Source organism: Bradyrhizobium sp. JYMT SZCCT0428, from assembly GCF_018131075.1.
GTDB lineage: Bacteria > Pseudomonadota > Alphaproteobacteria > Rhizobiales > Xanthobacteraceae > Bradyrhizobium.
This window is the reverse complement of record NZ_JAFCLS010000005.1, coordinates 20587-39330: the sequence shown is the minus strand read 5'-3', so window position 1 is coordinate 39330 and position 18744 is coordinate 20587. Positions and strand designations below refer to the sequence as shown.

Annotated in this window: 17 protein-coding genes and 1 pseudogene; 8 read left to right on the top strand and 10 right to left on the bottom strand. The window is 63.4% G+C overall.

Annotation, left to right across the window (positions count from 1 at the left end):
• Positions 1–6: 6 nt before the first annotated feature.
• The 6 genes from JQ575_RS06580 to JQ575_RS06555 are packed head-to-tail and all read right to left on the bottom strand — an operon-like array spanning position 7 to position 4364.
• Entirely contained in the window at positions 7–891 is an 885-nt protein-coding gene (locus tag JQ575_RS06580; RefSeq protein WP_212032430.1) for a polysaccharide deacetylase, read from the bottom strand.
• Complete coding sequence (locus JQ575_RS06575) at positions 878–1690, bottom strand: ABC transporter substrate-binding protein (protein WP_212032604.1); 813 nt, start codon at positions 1688–1690, stop codon at positions 878–880. The genes JQ575_RS06580 and JQ575_RS06575 overlap by 14 nt, the downstream gene beginning before the upstream one ends.
• Positions 1691–1706: 16 nt before the next feature.
• Positions 1707–2411, bottom strand: coding sequence for an amino acid ABC transporter ATP-binding protein (locus JQ575_RS06570; RefSeq protein ID WP_212032603.1), 705 nt, complete (start codon positions 2409–2411; stop codon positions 1707–1709).
• Positions 2408–2872: a hypothetical protein gene (locus JQ575_RS06565; protein WP_212032429.1), complete on the bottom strand. Its 465-nt coding sequence runs from the start codon at positions 2870–2872 to the stop codon at positions 2408–2410. The genes JQ575_RS06570 and JQ575_RS06565 overlap by 4 nt, the downstream gene beginning before the upstream one ends.
• Positions 2869–3597 carry an allophanate hydrolase subunit 1 gene (locus JQ575_RS06560; RefSeq protein ID WP_212032428.1) on the bottom strand — a complete coding sequence of 243 codons (729 nt, stop codon included), beginning with the start codon at positions 3595–3597 and terminating at the stop codon, positions 2869–2871. The genes JQ575_RS06565 and JQ575_RS06560 overlap by 4 nt, the downstream gene beginning before the upstream one ends.
• Positions 3594–4364: a LamB/YcsF family protein gene (locus JQ575_RS06555; RefSeq protein ID WP_212032427.1), complete on the bottom strand. Its 771-nt coding sequence runs from the start codon at positions 4362–4364 to the stop codon at positions 3594–3596. The genes JQ575_RS06560 and JQ575_RS06555 overlap by 4 nt, the downstream gene beginning before the upstream one ends.
• A gap of 318 nt (positions 4365–4682) precedes the next feature.
• Here JQ575_RS06555 and JQ575_RS06550 point away from each other — a divergent pair, with 318 nt between their 5' ends.
• From JQ575_RS06550 to upp, 3 genes are read left to right on the top strand one after another with little or no spacing between them, the layout of a single operon-like run.
• Complete coding sequence (locus JQ575_RS06550) at positions 4683–5933, top strand: GTP cyclohydrolase II (protein ID WP_212032426.1); 1251 nt, start codon at positions 4683–4685, stop codon at positions 5931–5933.
• Positions 5934–5963: 30 nt separating this feature from the next.
• The gene (locus JQ575_RS06545; RefSeq protein ID WP_212032602.1) at positions 5964–7187 is read left to right on the top strand and encodes a URC4/urg3 family protein; all 1224 of its coding nucleotides are present in this window, start codon (positions 5964–5966) and stop codon (positions 7185–7187) included.
• Positions 7188–7203: 16 nt separating this feature from the next.
• On the top strand, positions 7204–7833 hold the full coding sequence (gene upp, locus JQ575_RS06540) for a uracil phosphoribosyltransferase (protein WP_212032425.1): 630 nt from the start codon (positions 7204–7206) through the stop codon (positions 7831–7833).
• A 15-nt stretch (positions 7834–7848) separates the two neighbouring features.
• Here upp and JQ575_RS06535 read toward each other — a convergent pair whose 3' ends face one another.
• The gene (locus JQ575_RS06535) at positions 7849–8685 is read right to left on the bottom strand and encodes an alpha/beta hydrolase (RefSeq protein WP_212032424.1); all 837 of its coding nucleotides are present in this window, start codon (positions 8683–8685) and stop codon (positions 7849–7851) included.
• A 185-nt stretch (positions 8686–8870) separates the two neighbouring features.
• On the opposite strand from JQ575_RS06535, the gene kynU reads away from it, so the two are divergent.
• Together kynU and kynA are read left to right on the top strand one after the other, a co-directional pair.
• Positions 8871–10064 (top strand): kynureninase, encoded by a 1194-nt coding sequence (kynU, locus tag JQ575_RS06530; protein WP_212032423.1) that lies wholly within the window; start codon positions 8871–8873, stop codon positions 10062–10064.
• A pseudogene (gene kynA / locus JQ575_RS06525) lies at positions 10061–10902 on the top strand (tryptophan 2,3-dioxygenase). The gene kynU and the pseudogene kynA overlap by 4 nt, the downstream one beginning before the upstream one ends.
• Before the next feature lie 148 nt (positions 10903–11050).
• Here the strand turns inward: kynA and JQ575_RS06520 are convergent.
• The 3 genes from JQ575_RS06520 to JQ575_RS06510 form a co-directional block, all read right to left on the bottom strand.
• Positions 11051–11833 carry an aspartate/glutamate racemase family protein gene (locus JQ575_RS06520; RefSeq protein ID WP_249119012.1) on the bottom strand — a complete coding sequence of 261 codons (783 nt, stop codon included), beginning with the start codon at positions 11831–11833 and terminating at the stop codon, positions 11051–11053.
• Between the two features lie 79 nt (positions 11834–11912).
• Positions 11913–13100: an ABC transporter substrate-binding protein gene (locus tag JQ575_RS06515; RefSeq protein ID WP_249166475.1), complete on the bottom strand. Its 1188-nt coding sequence runs from the start codon at positions 13098–13100 to the stop codon at positions 11913–11915.
• A 264-nt stretch (positions 13101–13364) separates the two neighbouring features.
• Entirely contained in the window at positions 13365–13934 is a 570-nt protein-coding gene (locus JQ575_RS06510) for a winged helix DNA-binding protein (RefSeq protein WP_212032422.1), read from the bottom strand.
• 74 nt (positions 13935–14008) lie between these two features.
• Here JQ575_RS06510 and JQ575_RS46020 point away from each other — a divergent pair, with 74 nt between their 5' ends.
• Genes JQ575_RS46020 through JQ575_RS06490 form a run of 3 tightly spaced genes read left to right on the top strand, consistent with a single transcriptional unit; the run spans position 14009 to position 18734 of the window.
• Positions 14009–16843 (top strand): ABC transporter permease subunit, encoded by a 2835-nt coding sequence (locus JQ575_RS46020; RefSeq protein WP_312015889.1) that lies wholly within the window; start codon positions 14009–14011, stop codon positions 16841–16843.
• Positions 16840–17559, top strand: coding sequence for an ABC transporter ATP-binding protein (locus tag JQ575_RS06495; protein WP_212032421.1), 720 nt, complete (start codon positions 16840–16842; stop codon positions 17557–17559). The genes JQ575_RS46020 and JQ575_RS06495 overlap by 4 nt, the downstream gene beginning before the upstream one ends.
• Positions 17560–17564: 5 nt before the next feature.
• The gene (locus JQ575_RS06490; protein WP_212032420.1) at positions 17565–18734 is read left to right on the top strand and encodes a thiolase family protein; all 1170 of its coding nucleotides are present in this window, start codon (positions 17565–17567) and stop codon (positions 18732–18734) included.
• The last annotated feature ends 10 nt before the right edge of the window (positions 18735–18744 follow it).

Here is an 18744-nt window from a genome sequence, read left to right as displayed (position 1 = left end):
CGGTTCTCAGCGGGCGGCGGCTTCGTGACGGCTGAAATTCGCCGCGATCGCCTCGCCGTTCGTGATCCACAGATCGGGGCAGGATTTGGCGTAGGTGAGGAATTCCCGCAGCAGGCGCAGCCGCATTGGGCGACCGCTGCATTGCGGGTGCAGCACGGTTGTCACCATCGCGCCCCAATCGCGGACCTCGTCGAGCTCATCCTTCCAGATCGAGAGCACGTGCTCCTTCGGAAAGATCGGCCGCGGGCTGAACCGGGCGGACAGTCCGTGCATCCAGTCGTCATAGCTTGCGGTCACTGGAAGCTCGATCGTGCCCGGCCTGCCATCGCCAAGGCGATGGCGGTAAGGTCGCACGTCATCCCTGAACGAGGAAGTATATACGATGCCGTGACGAACCAGCGCGACGCGCAGCTCTTCGGTGAACTCGCCGTAGGGCGCCCGATAGCCGGTCGGCTTGACGCCGAGCCGGCGCTTCAGCGCCTCAAAACCCCGCTCCAGTTCTTCCTCAATCCAGGGATCGCCCGGATCCGGCAGCAAATGGTGATAGCCGTGATGGCCGATCTCATGGGCGGCCTTGAGAATGGCCTCGGCCATCGCGGGATGCGCATCGACAGACCAGCCGGTGATGAAGAACGTCGCCTTCAGATCAAGCTGATCGAGCAGTTCCAGCAGTTTCGGCGTGCCGACACGCGCCTCGTACCCGCCGTAGCTCATCGTGATCAGGCGCTGGGCATGGGCTGCATCCTTGCTGGTCCAGGCGCTCTCCGCGTCGACGTCGAAGGAAAGGAACATCGCCGAGGTATAGGGTTTGGGCCAGGGATACTCCGGCGCCGGCGGCGCGGTGTTCGCCGGTACCAGCGGAATGCTCGCGAGCGCTTTACTGTCCTGCATTGATCATCGCCTTTTCTACGCCGTAGTCGGTCAATTTCCATTTCGTCAGCAACGCGCGGTAGGAGCCATCGGCGATCAAGCCGTCGAGGGCCTCCACGAACGCCTTCTGAAGCACCGTCTCCTTCACACCCAATGCAAGTCCGGTGAACTGGACTGCGAAGACCTCGCCGACCGGGACATAAGTTCCAGGCTCGAGGTCCATGATGTAGGGAAGCGTCTCGCCGCCCTGAACGGCCGCGTCGAGCCGTCCCTGCCTGAGCTGGGTCCGGGCATCGGCCGAGCCTTCGGTGCCGACGTATACGATGGGATTGCCGCCGCAATTCGCATCGCTCCAGGCGGCGATCAATTTCGGAAACGACGTGCGCCGGCTGGCGCCGACTCTTTTTCCGCAGAACGCCTTCGTGTCCTTGAACTCGGCCGCGCGCGATTGCTGCACAAAGAAGCGCGGACCGTTGCGGAGGTAGTCGACAAAGGTCGCCGTATCCTGCCGGCTTGCCATGTCGGTCATCCCTGACAGGATCGCATCCACCCTCCCCGTCGCAATCGCGGGCATCATCTGGTCGAAGCTGGTTTCCTGCCAGACGATCTTCAGCCCGAGCTTTCGGCCGAGCGCCTCGCCGAGTTCGACATCGAAACCAGCGAGCGTGTTGGTCGCCGGATCCTTGAATTCCAACGGCGGATAGTTCGGCACGATGGCGACCTTGATGCTGCCCTGCTTTGCGATTTCCGGAGGCAGCTCGACCGCCATGGCTGAACTATCGGCGGCACAGAGCAACGCCGCTGCAAGAATACGTTTGATCATGAAAATGTCCCCATCAGATCACCGCGGAAAGAAACGATTTTGTGCGCACCTCACGGGGCGCGCCGAGCACTTCGGCGGCAGGCCCGGACTCCACGATCGCGCCATGGTCCATATAGATGACGGTGTCGGCGACCTCGCGCGCGAAGCCGAGTTCGTGCGTCACCACCATCATCGTCATGCCGCTGCGGGCAAGCTCCTTCATGACGCTGAGCACCTCGCCGACCAGTTCGGGATCGAGCGCGCTGGTCGGCTCGTCGAACAGCATCAGCATCGGCTTCATGGCAAGCGCACGGGCGATCGCCACCCGCTGCTGCTGCCCGCCGGAGAGCTGTGAGGGATAGGCATCGGCTTTCGCCACCAGTCCGACGCGCCGCAGCAGTTCCATCGCCTCCGCCCGCGCGTCATCCCGATTGCGGCCCTGAACCTGCACCGGACCTTCGGTGATGTTTTCCAGTGCCGTCTTGTGCGGAAACAGGTTGAAGCGCTGAAACACCATGCCGGTCTTCAGGCGCTGGCGCGCGATCTGCCGCTCGGTGAGGCGATGCAATCGCCCGCCCTCTTCCCGCACGCCCAGCAGCTCGCCATCCAGCCAGATGCCGCCGCTGTCGACGGGCGTAAGCTGGTTGATGCAACGCAGCAGCGTCGTCTTGCCCGACCCCGACGCGCCGATCAGGCAAAGCACCTCGCCTGCCCGGACGTCCAGCGAGACCTTGTTCAGGGCCTGAAGCGGCCATTCACGCCGCCGAAGCCGGTGCGCGTGTGGGTGGCGTGAGAGCCCAGCACCTTTGGCACGATAAAGCGGCCCGCCACCGCCAGATAGCACCAGGAGCCGCGACCGCCGGCGCGAACTTTCAGCACGGCGCCTGCCTCCAGATTGAGTAGCACCGCAGGCGGCAGCGGCTTGCCGTCGAGGCTGAGCGAGAATTCGCCGCCGGCAACGGCGATACTGAGGGGCGCTCCTTCGGTGGTCAGTTCGATTCCACCGACGGACACTTCGATCGCGGTTGCGCTAGCGGGATTGCCGACCGCAAGGTTTGGCGTCGCATGCGCCAGTTGATCCATCGGGCCTGCGGCGGTGACACCAAAGCGCAGATAGCCGTGCCGGCCGCCGTCCTGCAGCGTCGCACCCGGCCCGGCCGACAAGATGCGAAGGATCGCCTCCGAAGCGTCAGTCCTCATGCGGCACGCTTGCGCGCAACGATTTCGCCGCTCGCCGCACGTTGCGCAAGATCGCGGAAAGTCGAAAGATCGATCGGTTCGAACCGCACGAGATCGCCGGCCTGGATCAGAAAGGCATCCTGGCGCTCCGCGGCAAAGAGGCGCTCCGGCGTTTGGCCGATGACATACCAACCGGTCGGCATCACGAACGGCACAACGGTGCCAAGACCACCTCCGATCGACACCGCACCGGCCGGATGCGGCGGTCTTGGTGTCGCGCGGCGCGAGATCTTCAGCTGCTCGGGTACGCCGCCCAGATAGATTTGGCCAGGCGTGAAACCACACATATAGACGCGATACGTCGCTTTCGTATGCAAAGCGACGGCGTCATCCCGCGTGAGGCCGAGAATCCTGGCGGCCTCGTCGAGATCCTCCGCTAGCGCGGGATCGTAACAACAAGGCAACGTCCAAATGGTGCCCTCGCCCCGCCATTCGGTAAGACCCGTCATCATACGGCGCACAATGGCAATCAGCGTTTCCCTGTCAATCTGCAGAGGATCGTAATGGATCATGAGCGAGCGATAGGTCGGCACGAACTCGCGCGTGCCAACGGGAGGATCGGCGCACAAGGCCGCGTCGAGGGCGAGCACCCTGTCGTTAATCACGGGATCAACGGTGTCACCGAATTCGACGACGAGCGCGGCTTCCCCCGCGTCGAGAAAGCGCGGATCGACCTGCAGTGTCATGCGGCGATCGGCTTGAACGGCTTCAGCGTCACACCGGCCTTTTCCAAACGCTCGCGCACGAGGCTGGCAGTCGCGACCGCATGGTCGGAGTCACCATGAACGCAGATCGAACGGATCGGCGTCGGCAAGTGCTTGCCGCTTGCCGTGATCACCGCCCCCGCCTGCACCATCGCGAGCACGCGCGCCGCAGCTTCTTCCGCGCCTTCAATCATCGCGCCGGGCTGGCCGCGCGGGATCAATTGCCCGGTTTCGGTGTAGCCGCGATCGGCATAGATCTCCTGATGAATTTCAAGTCCCGCGGCTTCACCGGCCGCGACCAGCTCCGTCACCGCGATGGCCAGTAACGCCAGATTGGGATCGACCGCCCGCACCGCCCGCGCTACCGCGTCCGCAACGTCGCGTTCCTCGCAGGCGATGTTGCCGAGCGCGCCGTGGGTCTTCACATAGGTGATGCGATGGCCGGCGTAAGCCGCAAGCGCCATCGCCGCGCCGACCTGATAGGCGACGAGCCGCTCGATCTCGCCGTTCGAGAACGGGAGACGGCGGCGACCAAAGCCCCACAGATCCGGAAACCCGGGATGGGCGCCCACCGCGACGCCGCGCCTGCGCGCAATGGCAAACGTCCGCGCCATGACTTCGGGATCGCCGGCATGAAGCCCGCAGGCCACGTTGGCCGAGGTGACGATGGAGAGCATGGCCTCATCATCGCCGCAGCGATATGTCCCAAACCCTTCGCCAAGATCGGAATTGAGATCGACTGACGGCATGGCGGCCTCCTTGGCAGTGCGGATGTTGACGAATGAACATCACCTTCGCCGCGAAACACGGGATCGTAAAGCCGGGAGGCATCGACCGATGCCGATATCTGCCCTGCAATACCGCGGGGGCATAAAAACAGGCATCGCGGCACCGCACCCAAAAGGTTAACAGGCCGGGAAGGCCTCCGTGGCGCGTTCTGATCGCCGTTGTAATCGGCAAAAATTTGATTATATTGCTCTCTCAGCTGCAACCGCTGCTGAATTTAACGTTGGTGTGACCAGGCCCGTCTGTCCAGGCGGGCCGTCGCCGTTTCAGGGTTCGTAGCGATGACTCGTTCCAATCGGGTTGACCATATTCGCATTACGTCGCACCCGGCTCCGGGTGCCAAGCTCAACTTCCCCATCGCCTGGGGTGCTGCCACCGCGCGCGAACGCGGACCAATCATCGGCACGGTGTCACGCCCGCAGGACCGCAACGTCATCGGCACCCATGGCGGCTCCTATTCGGTCTACCGCGCGCTCGCCGTTTCCTCCGGTGCGCTCGATCCGATCCGGCGCCCGGATCTCACCAACACCCATCCCGCCGAGACCATCGGGCCGTTTCCGCAATGGACCGATCCGCAGCGGATCGTTTCGCTGGATCCCTGGGGACATCTGGCCGCGGAAAATTTTGCAACCGAGATCGCCGAGGGCATCGACATCCGCCCGAGCATTGCCATCACCCGCGCGCGCCTCGACCTGCCCGAGTTGCAGGCGGCGATCGAAGCCGGTCGGCTCAAGCACGACGGCGAGTTCGTGCACAAAAATGGCAGCGTCTCCGTGGTCAAGATCGCGATCGACCCGGTCTGGTATCTGCCGGGCCTGGCGGAGCGCTTCGCGACCACCGAAAACAATTTGCGGCGGCAATTGTTCGAGCAGACCGCCGGCATGTTTCCGGAGCTGGTGACGCGGCCCGATCTGCAGGTTTTTCTGCCGCCGATCGGCGGCACGACGGCCTATCTGTTCGGCGACGTTACCAAGTTGCCGGACCACCGCACCAAGATCACCTGCCGCGTGCATGACGAGTGCAACGGCTCCGACGTGTTCGGTTCGGACATCTGCACCTGCCGTCCGTACCTCATTCACGGCATCGAGGAATGCGCGCGCGCCGGCCAGACCGGCGGCCTCGGCATCATCATCTACAACCGCAAGGAAGGCCGCGCACTCGGCGAGGTGACAAAATTTCTGGTCTACAACGCGCGCAAGCGTCAGGAAGGCGGCGATGCCGCGGCCCAGTATTTCGAGCGCACCGAATGCGTCGCCGGCGTGCAGGACGCCCGGTTCCAGCAATTGATGCCGGATGTGGTGCATTGGCTCGGCCTGAAGCGGATCGACCGCTTCGTGTCCATGAGCGACATGAAGCACGATGCGCTGACCGGCCAGGGCATTGAAATCGTCGAACGCGTGCCTATCCCCGACGACATGATCCCGGCCGACGCGCATGTGGAAATCGCGGCCAAGAAAGCCGCCGGCTACTACACGCCCGAGCCGCAAGAAAGTCCGGACAATCCGGTCGGCCGTCCGCTCGAAAAATTTTGAGAGGGCGCTGTGTCCCCCGCAGATCCGGAGATTTCGGCCGCGTTGTCATTGCTGAACGCCAGCGCGGTCCGTGAGCGGGCGCATCGCATGCTCGCAATCGGCCTTGACGACAGGCTGCCGAATTTCCGTGTTCACCTCGATCGCATGGACAGCGCCGTCGATCTGGTGCTGGAGACCACGCGCAAGGCCTATCCCTCCTTCGACGTTCCCTTTCATTCGCGCTGGCGGCACTTCGTCACCAATGGGGACAATCGCTGGGCCGATATCGCCGGCCGGACCAAATGGCTCGGTCGGGCGGCCCGCGCCCGGGCCGAATTCGATCTGGCGATCGTTAGCGTCTTCCTCGATGCCGGCGCCGGGCCGTCGTGGCGCTACCGCGATCCGAAAACCGGATCTGACATCGGCCGTTCGGAAGGATTGGGGCTCGCCAGCCTCGCGATGTTCGCGGGCGGCGCATTCTCCGCCGATCCGCAGGAACCGCTGCGCGCCGATGGCGAAATCCTTGCAAATCTGGCCGTCGCCGACCTCGAGCGTGGCATGCAGGTCTCGGATACCAATCCGCTGGTCGGAATGGACGGTCGCGCTGAGCTATTGCGCCGGCTGGGCCGGCTGGTGGCCTCGAAGCCGGATGTGTTCGGCAGCCAGGACACGCCGCGGCCCGGCGGCCTGTTCGATCGATTGGCGAAACTCGCCTACGGCGGAAAGCTTCCCGCGCCAACCATTCTTGCAGAGTTGCTGCAACAGCTCGGCCCAATCTGGCCATCGCGGTTGGCGCTGGGCGGAATCCCGCTCGGCGACTGCTGGAAGCATCCGGCATTGACGACAGCGGATGCGACAAATGGCCTTGTGCCGCTGCACAAGCTCTCGCAATGGCTGGCTTACTCCCTGATCGAGCCGCTGCAAACGGCCGGCATCACCGTGAACGATATCGATGGCCTCACCGGCCTCGCTGAATATCGCAATGGCGGACTGTTCATCGATATCGGCGTGCTCGCGTTTTGCGATCCGGAATCCGCGCAAAGGGAACACGAGGTCGCGTCACCGCTGGTCGTGGAATGGCGCGCGCTGACGGTGGCGCTGCTTGACCGCATCGCCGATGGTTTACGACACCGGCTCAAAGTCGATGCCACCTCGATGCCATTGGCAAAAATTCTCGAGGGCGGCACCTGGGCGGCGGGTCGGTTGCTGGCGCGCGAACGCCGCGCCGACGCTTCGCCCCCGGTGAAAATTATCAGCGACGGCACTGTTTTCTAGATTTGGGATTAGCAACATGGACGGCGTCACGATCGTTAATCATCCGCTGGTGCAGCACAAGCTAACGCTATTGCGGAGAAAAGACATTTCGACCAAGTCGTTTCGCGAACTCCTCAAGGAGATCGGGATGCTGATTTGCTATGAGGTCACGCGTGACCTGCCGCTGGCCGACGTCGAAATAGAAACGCCGCTTGCGCAGATGATGTCGCCGCAGATCGCGGGCAAGAAGCTGGTGTTCGCGCCGATACTGCGCGCCGGCATCACGTTCGCCGACGGCATGCTCGATCTGGTGCCGACCGCGCGTATCGCGCATATCGGTCTTTACCGCGAGCCGGAAACCTTCGTTGCCGTCGAATATTTCTTCAAGGCCCCGAGCGATCTGCACGAGCGACTGGTGATCGTGATTTCACCGATACTGGCAACGGCGAACTCCGCCGTCGCCGCGATAGACCGGCTGAAAGAACGCGGCGCCAACGACATCAGGCTGGTTTGCCTGATCGGCGCGCCGGAGGGCGTCGAGCGCGTGCGCGGCATTCACCCGGACGTTCCGATCTGGCTCGCCGCGATCGACCAGGGGCTGGACGACAATGCCTTCATCGTGCCTGGTCTCGGCGACGCTGGCGACCGCGCTTACGGCACCAGATAACCCACCAAGCGCAGGCTACGCGGCATCGGCCAGGAGAGTCCGGACGATCGGATGATTCCGGTCGGCCAGGCCGTCAATGACGTCGAAATGGTGGCGACCGGGTTCTTCGATCGTGCAGGTCTGCGCGCCGAGCCCGGTCCAGATATTGGCTAGCAAGGCGTTCTGGCGGACGAATTCCGGGCGCTCCGCGCTGCCTACCCAGCAGGTCACGCGGGCGCCAGGCAAAGGCCGCAACAGCGCGGGGCTTTCGGTTTGCGCTTCGGCGTCGTCGATCCGCAGCTCGGCATTCATCGCGGTCTTCAGCATTGGGCGAAGGTCATGGACGCCCGAGATGGAGACGGTATTGCGGATGCGCGCGCGGGCAGACTCCGACAGCGGCGATGTCGCCGAAATCATGCGCGTGACCAGATGTCCGCCTGCGGAGTGACCTGTCAGGACAATCGGGCCTTCCACCATTGCGGCCGCCTGCGTGATCGCGGCGGCAATTTCGCGCGTAATATCGGCGATGCGAACCGCCGGACAAAGCGTGTAGGAAGGCATCGCCACCGCATAGCCGCTCTCGACGGAACCACGTGCGAGATGCGACCAATAACTATTGTCGAGGGCGCGCCAGAACCCGCCATGGACGAAAACGACCAGTCCCCTAGGCTGGCCCTCGGGACGGAACAGATCGAAGCGGTTTCGCGGCCGCTCGCCATAGCCGATATCGAGCGTGGCGCGGCCACTACCCCCTAGTTCATCGCGATAGGCCTGGGCGGGTTGCACCCAGGCCGCCGGCCAGCGTTCGCCACCGGGGATGTTGGGGCCGTTTGCATAGGCGTCGTTCCAGTCGGAAATCTGATGAAAGATCATGCGGGTCGGTTTCCGTTTGGTCTTGAGTGGCCGGCGCAGGCGCCTACGATCAGGATTCAGTTCGACGATATCTGCTCACATCGGCCGCCTGCAGGACAAGTCCAAAAGTATTTTAGACATATAACTTCTGCGCTTGAAAGGTTTCGCCGCCATGCGAGTATCTGGCTCTGCGAATGAGGCCGATGATGACCGATTTCACGCGAACGCGATCCCTGTTCCATATGCCTGACGGCGTCATCTATCTCGACGGCAACTCGCTCGGTCCCCTGCCCGTTGCGGCGACCGATCGCGTCCGCAGCATGATGTCCGAGCAATGGGGAAAACAGCTTATCAGGGGCTGGAACAGCGCCGGCTGGATGGCTCAGCCACGTCGCATCGGCGACCGCGTCGGCCGACTGATCGGCGCGCCCGAGGGCACCGTGGTGATCGGCGACACCCTGTCGATCAAGGTCTATCAGGCGCTTGCCGCAGCACTCGAACTCAATTCCAGCCGGCGCGTGATCCTGTCCGACAACGGCAACTTTCCGACCGACCTCTACATGGCCGAGGGTCTGCTCAGATCGCTCGACCGGGGATATCAGCTCAAGATTGTCGCCCCTGAGGAAGTCGAAGATGCCATCGACGCAACGATTGCGGTGCTGATGCTGACCGAGGTCGACTATCGCACCGGCCGTCTTCACGACATGAAGGCATTGACGCAGAAAGCGCACGCCGCCGGCGCGTTGACGGTTTGGGACCTCGCCCACTCCGCGGGCGCCATCCCGGTCGACGTGTCAGGTGCCAAAGCCGATTTTGCGGTCGGCTGCACCTACAAATATCTCAATGGCGGTCCTGGCGCGCCGGCCTTCATCTATGTCGCACCTCGACATGCCGACGCGGCGCGGCCGGCGCTTTCCGGATGGCTGGGGCACCAGGCGCCATTCGCCTTCGATCTTGATTACCGGGCCGGCGCCGGCATCGAACGGATGCGGGTTGGAACGCCTCCCGTCATTGCGATGGCCGCGCTTGACGCAGCGCTCGATGTCTGGGAGGGCGTCAGCATGAACGAGGTCCGCAAGGCGTCGATCGCGCTGGCGGATCTTTTCATCCGCGAAGTCGAAGCCCGTTGTCCGGAGCTGACGCTGGCCTCGCCGCGGGACGGCGACAAGCGGGGCAGCCAGGTATCGTTTCGCCACGCCAACGGCTACGCGATCATGCAGGCGCTGATCGCGCGCGGCGTGATCGGCGATTTTCGCGCTCCCGACGCGATACGCTTCGGCTTCACGCCGCTTTACATCGGCGAGGCCGAGGTTCGCGCGGCGGTCGATGCGATCGAGGATGTCGTGAACAATCGCCGCTGGGATGCCGCGGAGTATCGCAAAATGGCCGTCGTGACATGACCGGAAAACCATACGACCCCTCCCGCGAGGGAGCCCAGATGTCGTTCGACGGGCGGATGTCCTACAGCGACTATCTGCACCTGGAACGCGTATTGGACGCGCAGGAACCGCTTTCGGATGCGCATGACGAACTTCTCTTCATTATCCAGCATCAGACCTCCGAACTCTGGATGAAGCTGGCGATCCATGAAATCCGCGCCACCATCAAGGCCATCCGCAACGACAAGCTCCAACCCGCCTTCAAGATGCTGTCGCGCATCGCCCGGATCTTCGAGCAGCTCACGGGCGCCTGGGATGTTTTGCGGACGATGACGCCGAGCGAATATACCGAATTTCGCGACCAGCTCGGCCAATCGTCAGGCTTCCAGTCGTACCAGTACCGGGCTATCGAATTCCTCGCCGGCAACCGCAATGTTGCAATGCTTGGCCCTCATGCCCACCGCGGCGACATCGTCGCGAAGCTGGAGGAGATTCTGAGCTCCAGCCCAGTCTCTATGACGAAGCGTTGCTTCTGCTGGCGCGCAACGGCTTCGACATCGGGGAAGATGCGCTTCGAACGGATTGGCGCACGACGCGGACCGCAGATGACAAGGTGCTGGATGCCTGGAAGACCGTCTACGCATCTCCCGAAAAACACTGGATGCTGTACGACCTGGCCGAAAAACTGGTCGATTTCGAAGACTATTTTCGCCGCTGGCGCTTCAACCATGTCACCACGGTCGAGCGCATTATCGGCCTGAAGCGCGGAACCGGCGGCACGTCGGGCGTATCCTATTTGCGCAAGATGCTCGAGGTCGAACTCTTTCCGGAGCTTTGGAAAGTGAGGACAGAGCTTTAGGGGCACCGATCTCGCGCCGGCGATCGCTCTATCTCCCGTCATCCTGAGGTGCGCGCTCTTGCGCGCCTCGAAGGATGAACGCGGCCCGTGGCCCATCCTTCGAGGCTCGCTGCGCTCGCACCTCAGGATGACGTCCGCGCCAATCCAACTAGCCGAGCTTCGGATGCGTCATGAATTCCTCGATGATCTCCGCCGGCGGCTTGACGAATTCCCCCGCACGGCTGACGCCGAGGCCGGTGAGACGGCGAAGTTTGACCGCCATCTCAGCCATCTTCACCACGATCGGTATGCCGTTGATGACGGGCGCACCGTCGATCGCGTGATTGCGAAGCGCGGCAAACAGCAGCATCGGAATGCCGCCGCCCGGGATCAGCACTTCGACACCCTTGGCCACCAGCGGCCGCGCCTGTTCGGCGAACAGCTCTTCGACCTCACGCGCCAGCGCTTCCGATTCATAGGCCTTCAATATCTGCCCTGGCTCGAAGGTCATGGCGTGGGTGCCCGCAACCCGGCGCTCCAGCCCGTATTTGGTGATCTGGTGATGGAACCAGGGAATGTAGCGGGGATTGATCGTGATGATGCCGCTGCGCTGGCCGAGCTGGCAGCCGTGCAGCATCGAGGATTCGCCGAGTGCCAGAACCGGAATATCGACCACCGAGCGGGCTTCGTAGAGACCGGCATCCTGGAAGTGGCCGATCACGAAGGCATCGTATCCCTCGCGTTCGGCGCGCACCGCATTGCAGATCACTTCGCGCGCACAACGGAATTCGACGATCGCGTGGGCATAGGAATCGTGCGGCGTAATCCCCTTGATGTCGATCGTGGTGCCGGGCTCGACAATGTCGTCGAGATGTTTGCGCAAACGATCCCAATAGGTCTTGCCGTTCTCGTAATCGACGTAGCTCTGATACCAGATGCGGATCGGCTTCATGGCAGGCGTCTCCTTCCGCGCTCGTCATGCGGACGGCGCGGCGTTTGATGAATGCGGCGCGATCGTCGGGACCGGTGGCTCAGGCCAGCAGCTTCCACGCCCCCTTCTCGAGCGTGACGATGACGCGTGCGCGTTCGTCGACACCGGAATTGTCGTTCTGCGTATAGTTGTAGACGCCATGCGAACCCACCACGTCCTTGGTGCGGTAGAGTTCATCGCGCAACGCCGCGCGGAAGGCAGGCGTGCCGGGCGGTGTCGTCGCGAGCGCGCGCTTGGCCGCGGCGGCGAAAACCAGCCAGCCGTCGAAGGAATAGGCCGAGAAGGCATCGGTCGAGGCGACGTTGTTGGCCTTCAGATGCGCGGCGCGGAATTCGAGGCCGACCTTCTTCACCGGATTGCTGTCGGGCAATTGTTCGGCGACGATCACCGGCCCGGTCGGCGCCAGTACGCCTTCGACGGCCGCGCCGCCGACCCGGATGAAGTCAGGGTTGATCAGGGCATGCGTGCCATAGATCGGGCCGCGAAAACCGCGCTCGCGCAGCGCCAAAAACGGCAGCGCCCCCGGCGTTCCCGAACCGCCGGTCATGACGGCATCGGGCTGGGCGGCGATGATCTTGAGCGTTTGTGCGGTCACCGTGGTATCGGGGCGCGCATAGCGCTCGTCTGTCAGGATCTTGATGCCAATGGGCGCGGCCGTCTTGGACAGCGCGTTGAAGACAAGATCGCCCCAGGCGTCGCTGAAGCCGATATAGCCGAGGCTCTTGATGCCGGCTTTTTGCATTTGCGCGACCACGGCCGCGACCATCAGCGGCGGCGGTTGCGGAATCGAAATCGCCCAGAAGCCGCCGTCACCCTTGCCCGCTGTCGGCGGAAGCGGCGAGATGGAAACGAACGGCACCTTCTGCTCGCCGGCGACCGCCGCCATGGCGACCGATCCCGGTAGGCCCGATGTCCCGATCAACAGGTCGACCTTTTCTTCCTCGACAAGCTTGCGGGCGTTGCGCGTGGAAGCCGATGGATCGCCGCCATCGTCCATCTGGACCAGCCTGATCTTATGGCCTTCGATCGTGTCGAGGTAAGCCATCGCAGCGGCAATGCCCCTTGAATAGGGAATGCCGATGGAGGCGCCCGGTCCGGTCTGACCGGTCACGAAACCAACGGAGATGGGAGCGGACTGCGCCCGAAGGATCGCCGGAGCCGCGACGAAACCGGAGAGTGCTACACCGCCGACGAGAACGTTTCGGCGCGAAATCATCTGTCTGCTCATCGTCGCTACCTCCTGTTGGGGCCGCCGGTCAGTCGACCGGGGCCGGGCTACTGAAGAAGTGGGAGACCGGAGCGATGGCAGGCCGACGGCGGCATGGCCGCCGCTTCATCCCCGCGTCGTGGCTTGATTTATTGTTCACAGCCGCGCCATCCGCCATTCCGGACAAAAATTGTTTTAGACATAAAATATAAAAGCGTGCAGTATGGCCTCAGTCAAGAGGCAATTCACATGATCAACTTACCGATTAAAGTTGCAATTCATGCCTTATGGCCGAAGGCCGAGGGTGTCGCCGATCTGGCTGGAGAGGATCGTGCTGGCCTGATCGTAGAGTCCGGTCATCACGTGAAGGATCGACGTCGCCTGCTGCAGCGCATCCTGGGTGCCGGACATGCTGCCGACCAGACGAACGAGGGTGTCGCGCCGGTGCTGCAGATAAGCGTCGACGATCGCACGGCCCGGCTCGGTAGGCACGTAAGTGGTGTTGCGGCGCGAGGCTCCATTGCTGGCTTTTTCGATAAAGCCCAGCGAAAGCAGCTTTTTCAGCCCGTATTGCAGATTGGCGAGGTCATCGCGGTGCAGAAGCCGCGCCACATCGCTCAAGCCCTTCGGCGTGCCATTCAGATGAAGCACGTGCAGGATCGAGGCCTCCGTACCCCCCAGCGCGTTCGTTGGCATGGCGCCCAGACAGTCGCGCCTCCAGCGCGCGAACGCCGAACCGAAATGCCAGGCGGCGTACTCGAATGCGTTCACGGTCTGCTCGATCGGCGAAATCTCGGCGGCCGGCTCCGTGACCACTGCCGCTATTTGCGCCGAAACTGCTTGTTTTTTGGACACAGAATGCCTCCTCAAATATCAATTTCAAACAGCAATTTAATGTATTAACCTGACTAATCAAGGTGCTGGATCGCATGACGACTGAAATCGCCATCATTCTGCTGCTCGATGGGATCGCCAATGGAGCGATCTATCTGCTGGCGGGCCTCGGCCTGGTGCTGATCTTTTCGGTCACCCGCGTCGTGTTCGTGCCGTTCGGCGATATCACGGCGTTCTGCGTGCTCTCGATCGCCGCGTTCGAACTTGGCCGGGTGCCGGGCACGATCTGGGTGGTCGCGATCCTGGCCGTCATCGCAACCATTGTCGATGCGGCCGGTCATTACCGATCAGGCGAATACGCACGGATCCCGCGTTCGTTTTTCATGTATGGCCTGCTGCCGCTTATTCCCTGCGTGCTGGCCTGGGTCGGCGCGTCGTACGTCCTGCCCCAGGCGGTGCAGATCATCCTTGCGCTGGTGCTCGTGCTCCCGATCGCCCCGCTGCTCGACCGTATCGCGTTCCGGCCCGCCGCCGATGCTTCCGTGCTGGTCCTGCTCATCATCGCGCTGGCCGTTCATTTCGCGATCAGCGGACTGGGCCTGATGGCCTTTGGCGCCGAAGGATTCCGCATTCGTCCATTGGTCAATGGCATCTACAGCTTCGGCGGCGTCATCGTATCGGCGCAGGTGCTGCTGATGCTGGTCACCGCCGCCCTGCTCAGCCTGCTGTTCTTCCTGTTCTTCGAGCGCTCGATGTCGGGCCGGGCGCTGCGCGCGACCGCGGTCAACCGCATCGGCGCGCGGCTCGTCGGTATCCGGCCGGCCCGCACCGGCACCATCGCCTATTTCATTGCCTCGCTGCTCGCCGGCGTCTCCGCCATCCTGATCGGCCCGACCACGACGATCTACTACGATTCCGGTTTCATGATCGGGCTGAAGGCATTTATCGGCGCCATCATCGGCGGCTTCACCAGCTATCCGATCGCAGCTCTCGGCGCCGTGTTCGTCGGCATCATGGAAAGCTTCGCCTCGTTCTGGAGCAGTTCCTACAAGGAAGTGATCGTGTTCGGCCTCTTGATCCCGGTGCTGCTCTGGCAATCCTGGAAGTCGGCCGGGCATGCCGATGAGGAAGGCGAGGAAATGGAAATGCCCGACGCGATCACGTTGAGCGCGCCGCTTCGTATCGGCCTGATCAGCGCCGCCGTCATCGCCCTGCTGGTCGCCCCTGCACTGCTCGGCAGCTTCGCCATTACGCTGCTCAACTATATCGGCATCTCCGCGCTGGTCGCGCTCGGGCTGGTGTTGCTGACCGGCATCGGCGGCATGACGTCGTTCGGGCAAGCCGCCTTTGTCGGTATCGCCGCCTATGCGACGGCCTGGGCGACCGTGACGCTTGATCTGTCGCCGTGGGTCGGATTGCTGCTGGCGCTGGCAATGACCGGGCTTGCGGCGCTCGCGATCGGCGCGCTGACGCTGCGGCTCGGCGGGCATTTTCTCTCGCTCAGCACGATCGCCTGGGGCATTTCGATCTATTTCCTGTTCGGCAACGTCCCGGGCCTCGGGCAGAACACCGGCATGGCCGGCATCCCGCCGATCACCATCGGATCGGTCTCACTGATTTCTTCGCAAATGATCTTCTACCTGATCTGGCTGATGGTCGGGCTCGCGATGCTGGCCAGCGCTAATCTGCTCAATTCCCGCGAGGGCCGTGCGATCAGAAGCCTGCGGGGCGGCGGAATTCTGTTGGCGAGCCTCGGCGTCAACATCTTCCGAATCCGCCTTGTCGCCTTCGTGATCGCGGCCCTGCTCGCCGGACTGGCCGGCTGGCTCTATGCGCACATGAACCGGTTCATCAGCCCGGCCCCGTTCGACGTCAAGCCCGGCATCGAATACCTGCTGATGGCGATGGCGGGCGGTGCCGGCCATATCGCGGGCGCGGTCGCCGGTTCCGCCTTGATCACGCTGCTCAAGAACTGGCTGCAGGATGTGCTGCCGCTGGTGACGAAGAACCCGGCGCAATTCGAGATCATCGCTTTCAGCGTTCTCCTTGTCCTGCTGCTGCAAAACGCCCGGGGCGGCCTCATCGCGTTCATCGCCAAGCGCCTGCCCAAGGGAACGCGCCCGGCGCCCGCGGCCGCCGAGGCGATGCCGCGCCGCGCGCTGCCGGAAAATGGCACGCTGATTTTGAACGTCGAAAATGCCGTGAGAACATTTGGCGGACTGACCGCCGTCAACAAGGTGAGTTTTGATCTCAAGGCCGGCGAGATCCTGGGCCTGATCGGTCCGAACGGCGCCGGCAAGAGCACGATGTTCAACTTGCTGACCGGGGCGCTGCAGGCCAATGCCGGCCGGATCAGTTTCCTGGGCCAGGACATCACGTACCGTCCACAGATGGAAATCGCGCGCATGGGCATCGCGCGCACGTTCCAGCACGTGAAGCTGCGGCCGAACATGAGCCTGATCGACAACGTCGCGCTTGGTGCCTATGCGCGCACCGCGACCGGTTTCCTGAAGAGCGCGCTTCGCCTCGATCGCGCCGAAGAGCGTCGGACGCTGCACGAGGCCCAGCGGCAATTGCAGCGCGTCGGCCTCGGCGACAAATCCTACGAACTCGCCGGCAACCTTCCGCTCGGCGGACAGCGCATCCTCGAAGTTGCCCGCGCGCTGGCGGCCGATCCCGTGCTGGTGGTGCTGGATGAGCCGGCCGCAGGCCTGCGACCGCCCGAGAAGGAAGCCCTTGCCAAAGTCTTGCGCCAGATTCGCGATGAAGGCGTTACGATCCTGATCGTCGAGCATGACATGGATTTCGTCATGGGCCTGGTCGACCGGCTGGTGGTCATGGAATTCGGCTGCAAACTGGTCGAGGGAAATCCGGCATCGGTCCGCGCCGATCCGAAGGTGCAGGAAGCCTATCTCGGAGGCGTACTATGAGCGCGATGCTCGAGATTTCAGACCTTCATGTCGCTTACGGTAAGGTCGAAGCCGTGCGCGGCGTGTCGCTGTCGCTGCAGAAGGGCCAGATCGTCACGGTGATCGGGCCGAACGGCGCGGGCAAGACCACTCTCCTTGCCGCCACCATCGGCCTGTTGCCATCGCGGGGCCGGCTCATCTTCGAAGGCCAGGACCTGTTGAAGCTCGACGTCGAGGCGCGCGTCGAGCACGGCTTCTGCCTGGTGCCCGAAACGCGGGAGTTGTTTGGAGAGTTGACGGTCTATGACAATCTCGTGCTCGGCGCCTATCCGCGCCGTTCGGACCGCGCCTTCGTCGCCCGCGCGCTCGAGGAGACCTATGGGCGTTTTCCACGCCTTGCCGAACGTCGTTCCCAGCGCGCCGATACGCTTTCCGGCGGCGAACGCCAGATGCTCGCGCTCGGCCGCGCGCTGATGTCGGCGCCGCGGCTCCTGATGCTCGACGAACCCAGCCTCGGCCTCGCGCCCCTGATCGTGCGTGACATCCTGCGCATCGTCGCGGGCCTTCGCGATGCCGGCGTCTCGATCCTGCTGGTCGAGCAGAATGCGAAGGCGGCACTCGAAATCGCGGATTACGGCTATGTGCTGGAAACCGGCGAGATCGTGCTTGACGGTGAAGCGGCCAGCCTGCTCGGCGACACCCGCGTGCAGGCAACTTATCTTGGCGGAGGGCATTGACCGCCATGACAAACCGCATCGCAGGTTACGACGGGGTCGCCGTCGCGGTTCCCGTCACCGTGCCCTATGAGCGCTTCTCCATCCGCGGCGCCCACTGGTTCATCGCCCGCGCGCTGAAGGCGCTGGTTGATGGTGCCGGGATTTCCAAGGATGAAATCGACGGCCTGTGCGTGGGGAGTTTTACATTGGCGCCCGACAGCGCCGTCGGCCTGACCCAGCACCTCGGCCTTTCACCGCGCTGGCTCGATCACGTGCCGATGGGCGGTGCGTCCGGCATTGTCAGCCTCCGCCGCGCGGCGCGCGCGGTTCAGGCCGGTGACGCCGAGATCGTTGCCTGCATCGCCGGCGACACCAATCACGTCGATAGTTTCCGGCTCAGCACGGCGACCTTCAGCATGTTTGCGCAGGACGCGGTCTATCCCTATGGCGCCGGCGGGCCGAATACCAGTTTCGCCTTCCTCACCGCCTATTACATGCGCACCTATGGCGCGAAGCCTGAGGATTTCGGCAAGCTCTGCGTCGCCCAGCGCTCGAACGCGTTGCAATTCCCCCATGCGCTGTTCAAGAAGCCGCTGACCCTGGACGAGTATCTTAACGCCCGGCCGGTGGCCGACCCGCTTCGGCTGTTCGATTGCGTGATGCCTTGCGCCGGCGCCGAAGCCTTTCTTGTCATGAGCGAAGACCGGGCCCGGCGCCTCGGATTGCCGCACGCGCGGCTGCGAGGTGCCATCGAGCGGCACAACGCCTTCCCTGATGATCCGGTGCAGCACCGCGGCGGCTGGGTAATGGACCGCGACCGCCTGTACGAAAGCGCAGGCATCGGGCCTGAAGACATCGACCTGCTCGAGGCCTATGACGATTATCCTGTGATCTGCATGTTGCAGATCGAGGATCTCGGATTCTGCGGCAAGGGCGAAGGTCCGGATTTCATTCGACGCCACACGTTCGAGGCGAATGGCAGCTTTCCCTTCAACACCTCCGGCGGCCAATTGTCTGTCGGCCAGGCCGGCGCAGCCGGCGGCACGCTCGGGATCGTCGAAGCGCTCCGGCAGGTCACGGGACAGTCGCTTGGCGCCCGGGTCGAGAACGCGCGCCATGCGTTGGTCTCCGGATTTGGCATGATCAACTTCGACCGCGGCCTATGCACCGGCGCCGCCATTCTCGCCGCAACATGATTGGGACTTG

What these genes read in the sequence shown, in the direction of transcription:
- JQ575_RS06495 (WP_212032421.1), top strand. Translation starts at nt 16,840, where the DNA reads ATGAGCGCGATGCTCGAGATTTCAGACCTTCATGTCGCTTACGGTAAG.
- JQ575_RS06515 (WP_249166475.1), bottom strand. Translation starts at nt 13,100, where the DNA reads ATGAGCAGACAGATGATTTCGCGCCGAAACGTTCTCGTCGGCGGTGTA.
- JQ575_RS06560 (WP_212032428.1), bottom strand. Translation starts at nt 3,597, where the DNA reads ATGACACTGCAGGTCGATCCGCGCTTTCTCGACGCGGGGGAAGCCGCG.
- JQ575_RS06535 (WP_212032424.1), bottom strand. Translation starts at nt 8,685, where the DNA reads ATGATCTTTCATCAGATTTCCGACTGGAACGACGCCTATGCAAACGGC.
- JQ575_RS06580 (WP_212032430.1), bottom strand. Translation starts at nt 891, where the DNA reads ATGCAGGACAGTAAAGCGCTCGCGAGCATTCCGCTGGTACCGGCGAAC.
- JQ575_RS06550 (WP_212032426.1), top strand. Translation starts at nt 4,683, where the DNA reads ATGACTCGTTCCAATCGGGTTGACCATATTCGCATTACGTCGCACCCG.
- JQ575_RS06520 (WP_249119012.1), bottom strand. Translation starts at nt 11,833, where the DNA reads ATGAAGCCGATCCGCATCTGGTATCAGAGCTACGTCGATTACGAGAAC.
- kynU (WP_212032423.1), top strand. Translation starts at nt 8,871, where the DNA reads ATGACCGATTTCACGCGAACGCGATCCCTGTTCCATATGCCTGACGGC.
- upp (WP_212032425.1), top strand. Translation starts at nt 7,204, where the DNA reads ATGGACGGCGTCACGATCGTTAATCATCCGCTGGTGCAGCACAAGCTA.
- JQ575_RS06555 (WP_212032427.1), bottom strand. Translation starts at nt 4,364, where the DNA reads ATGCCGTCAGTCGATCTCAATTCCGATCTTGGCGAAGGGTTTGGGACA.
- JQ575_RS06565 (WP_212032429.1), bottom strand. Translation starts at nt 2,872, where the DNA reads ATGAGGACTGACGCTTCGGAGGCGATCCTTCGCATCTTGTCGGCCGGG.
- JQ575_RS46020 (WP_312015889.1), top strand. Translation starts at nt 14,009, where the DNA reads ATGACGACTGAAATCGCCATCATTCTGCTGCTCGATGGGATCGCCAAT.
- JQ575_RS06490 (WP_212032420.1), top strand. Translation starts at nt 17,565, where the DNA reads ATGACAAACCGCATCGCAGGTTACGACGGGGTCGCCGTCGCGGTTCCC.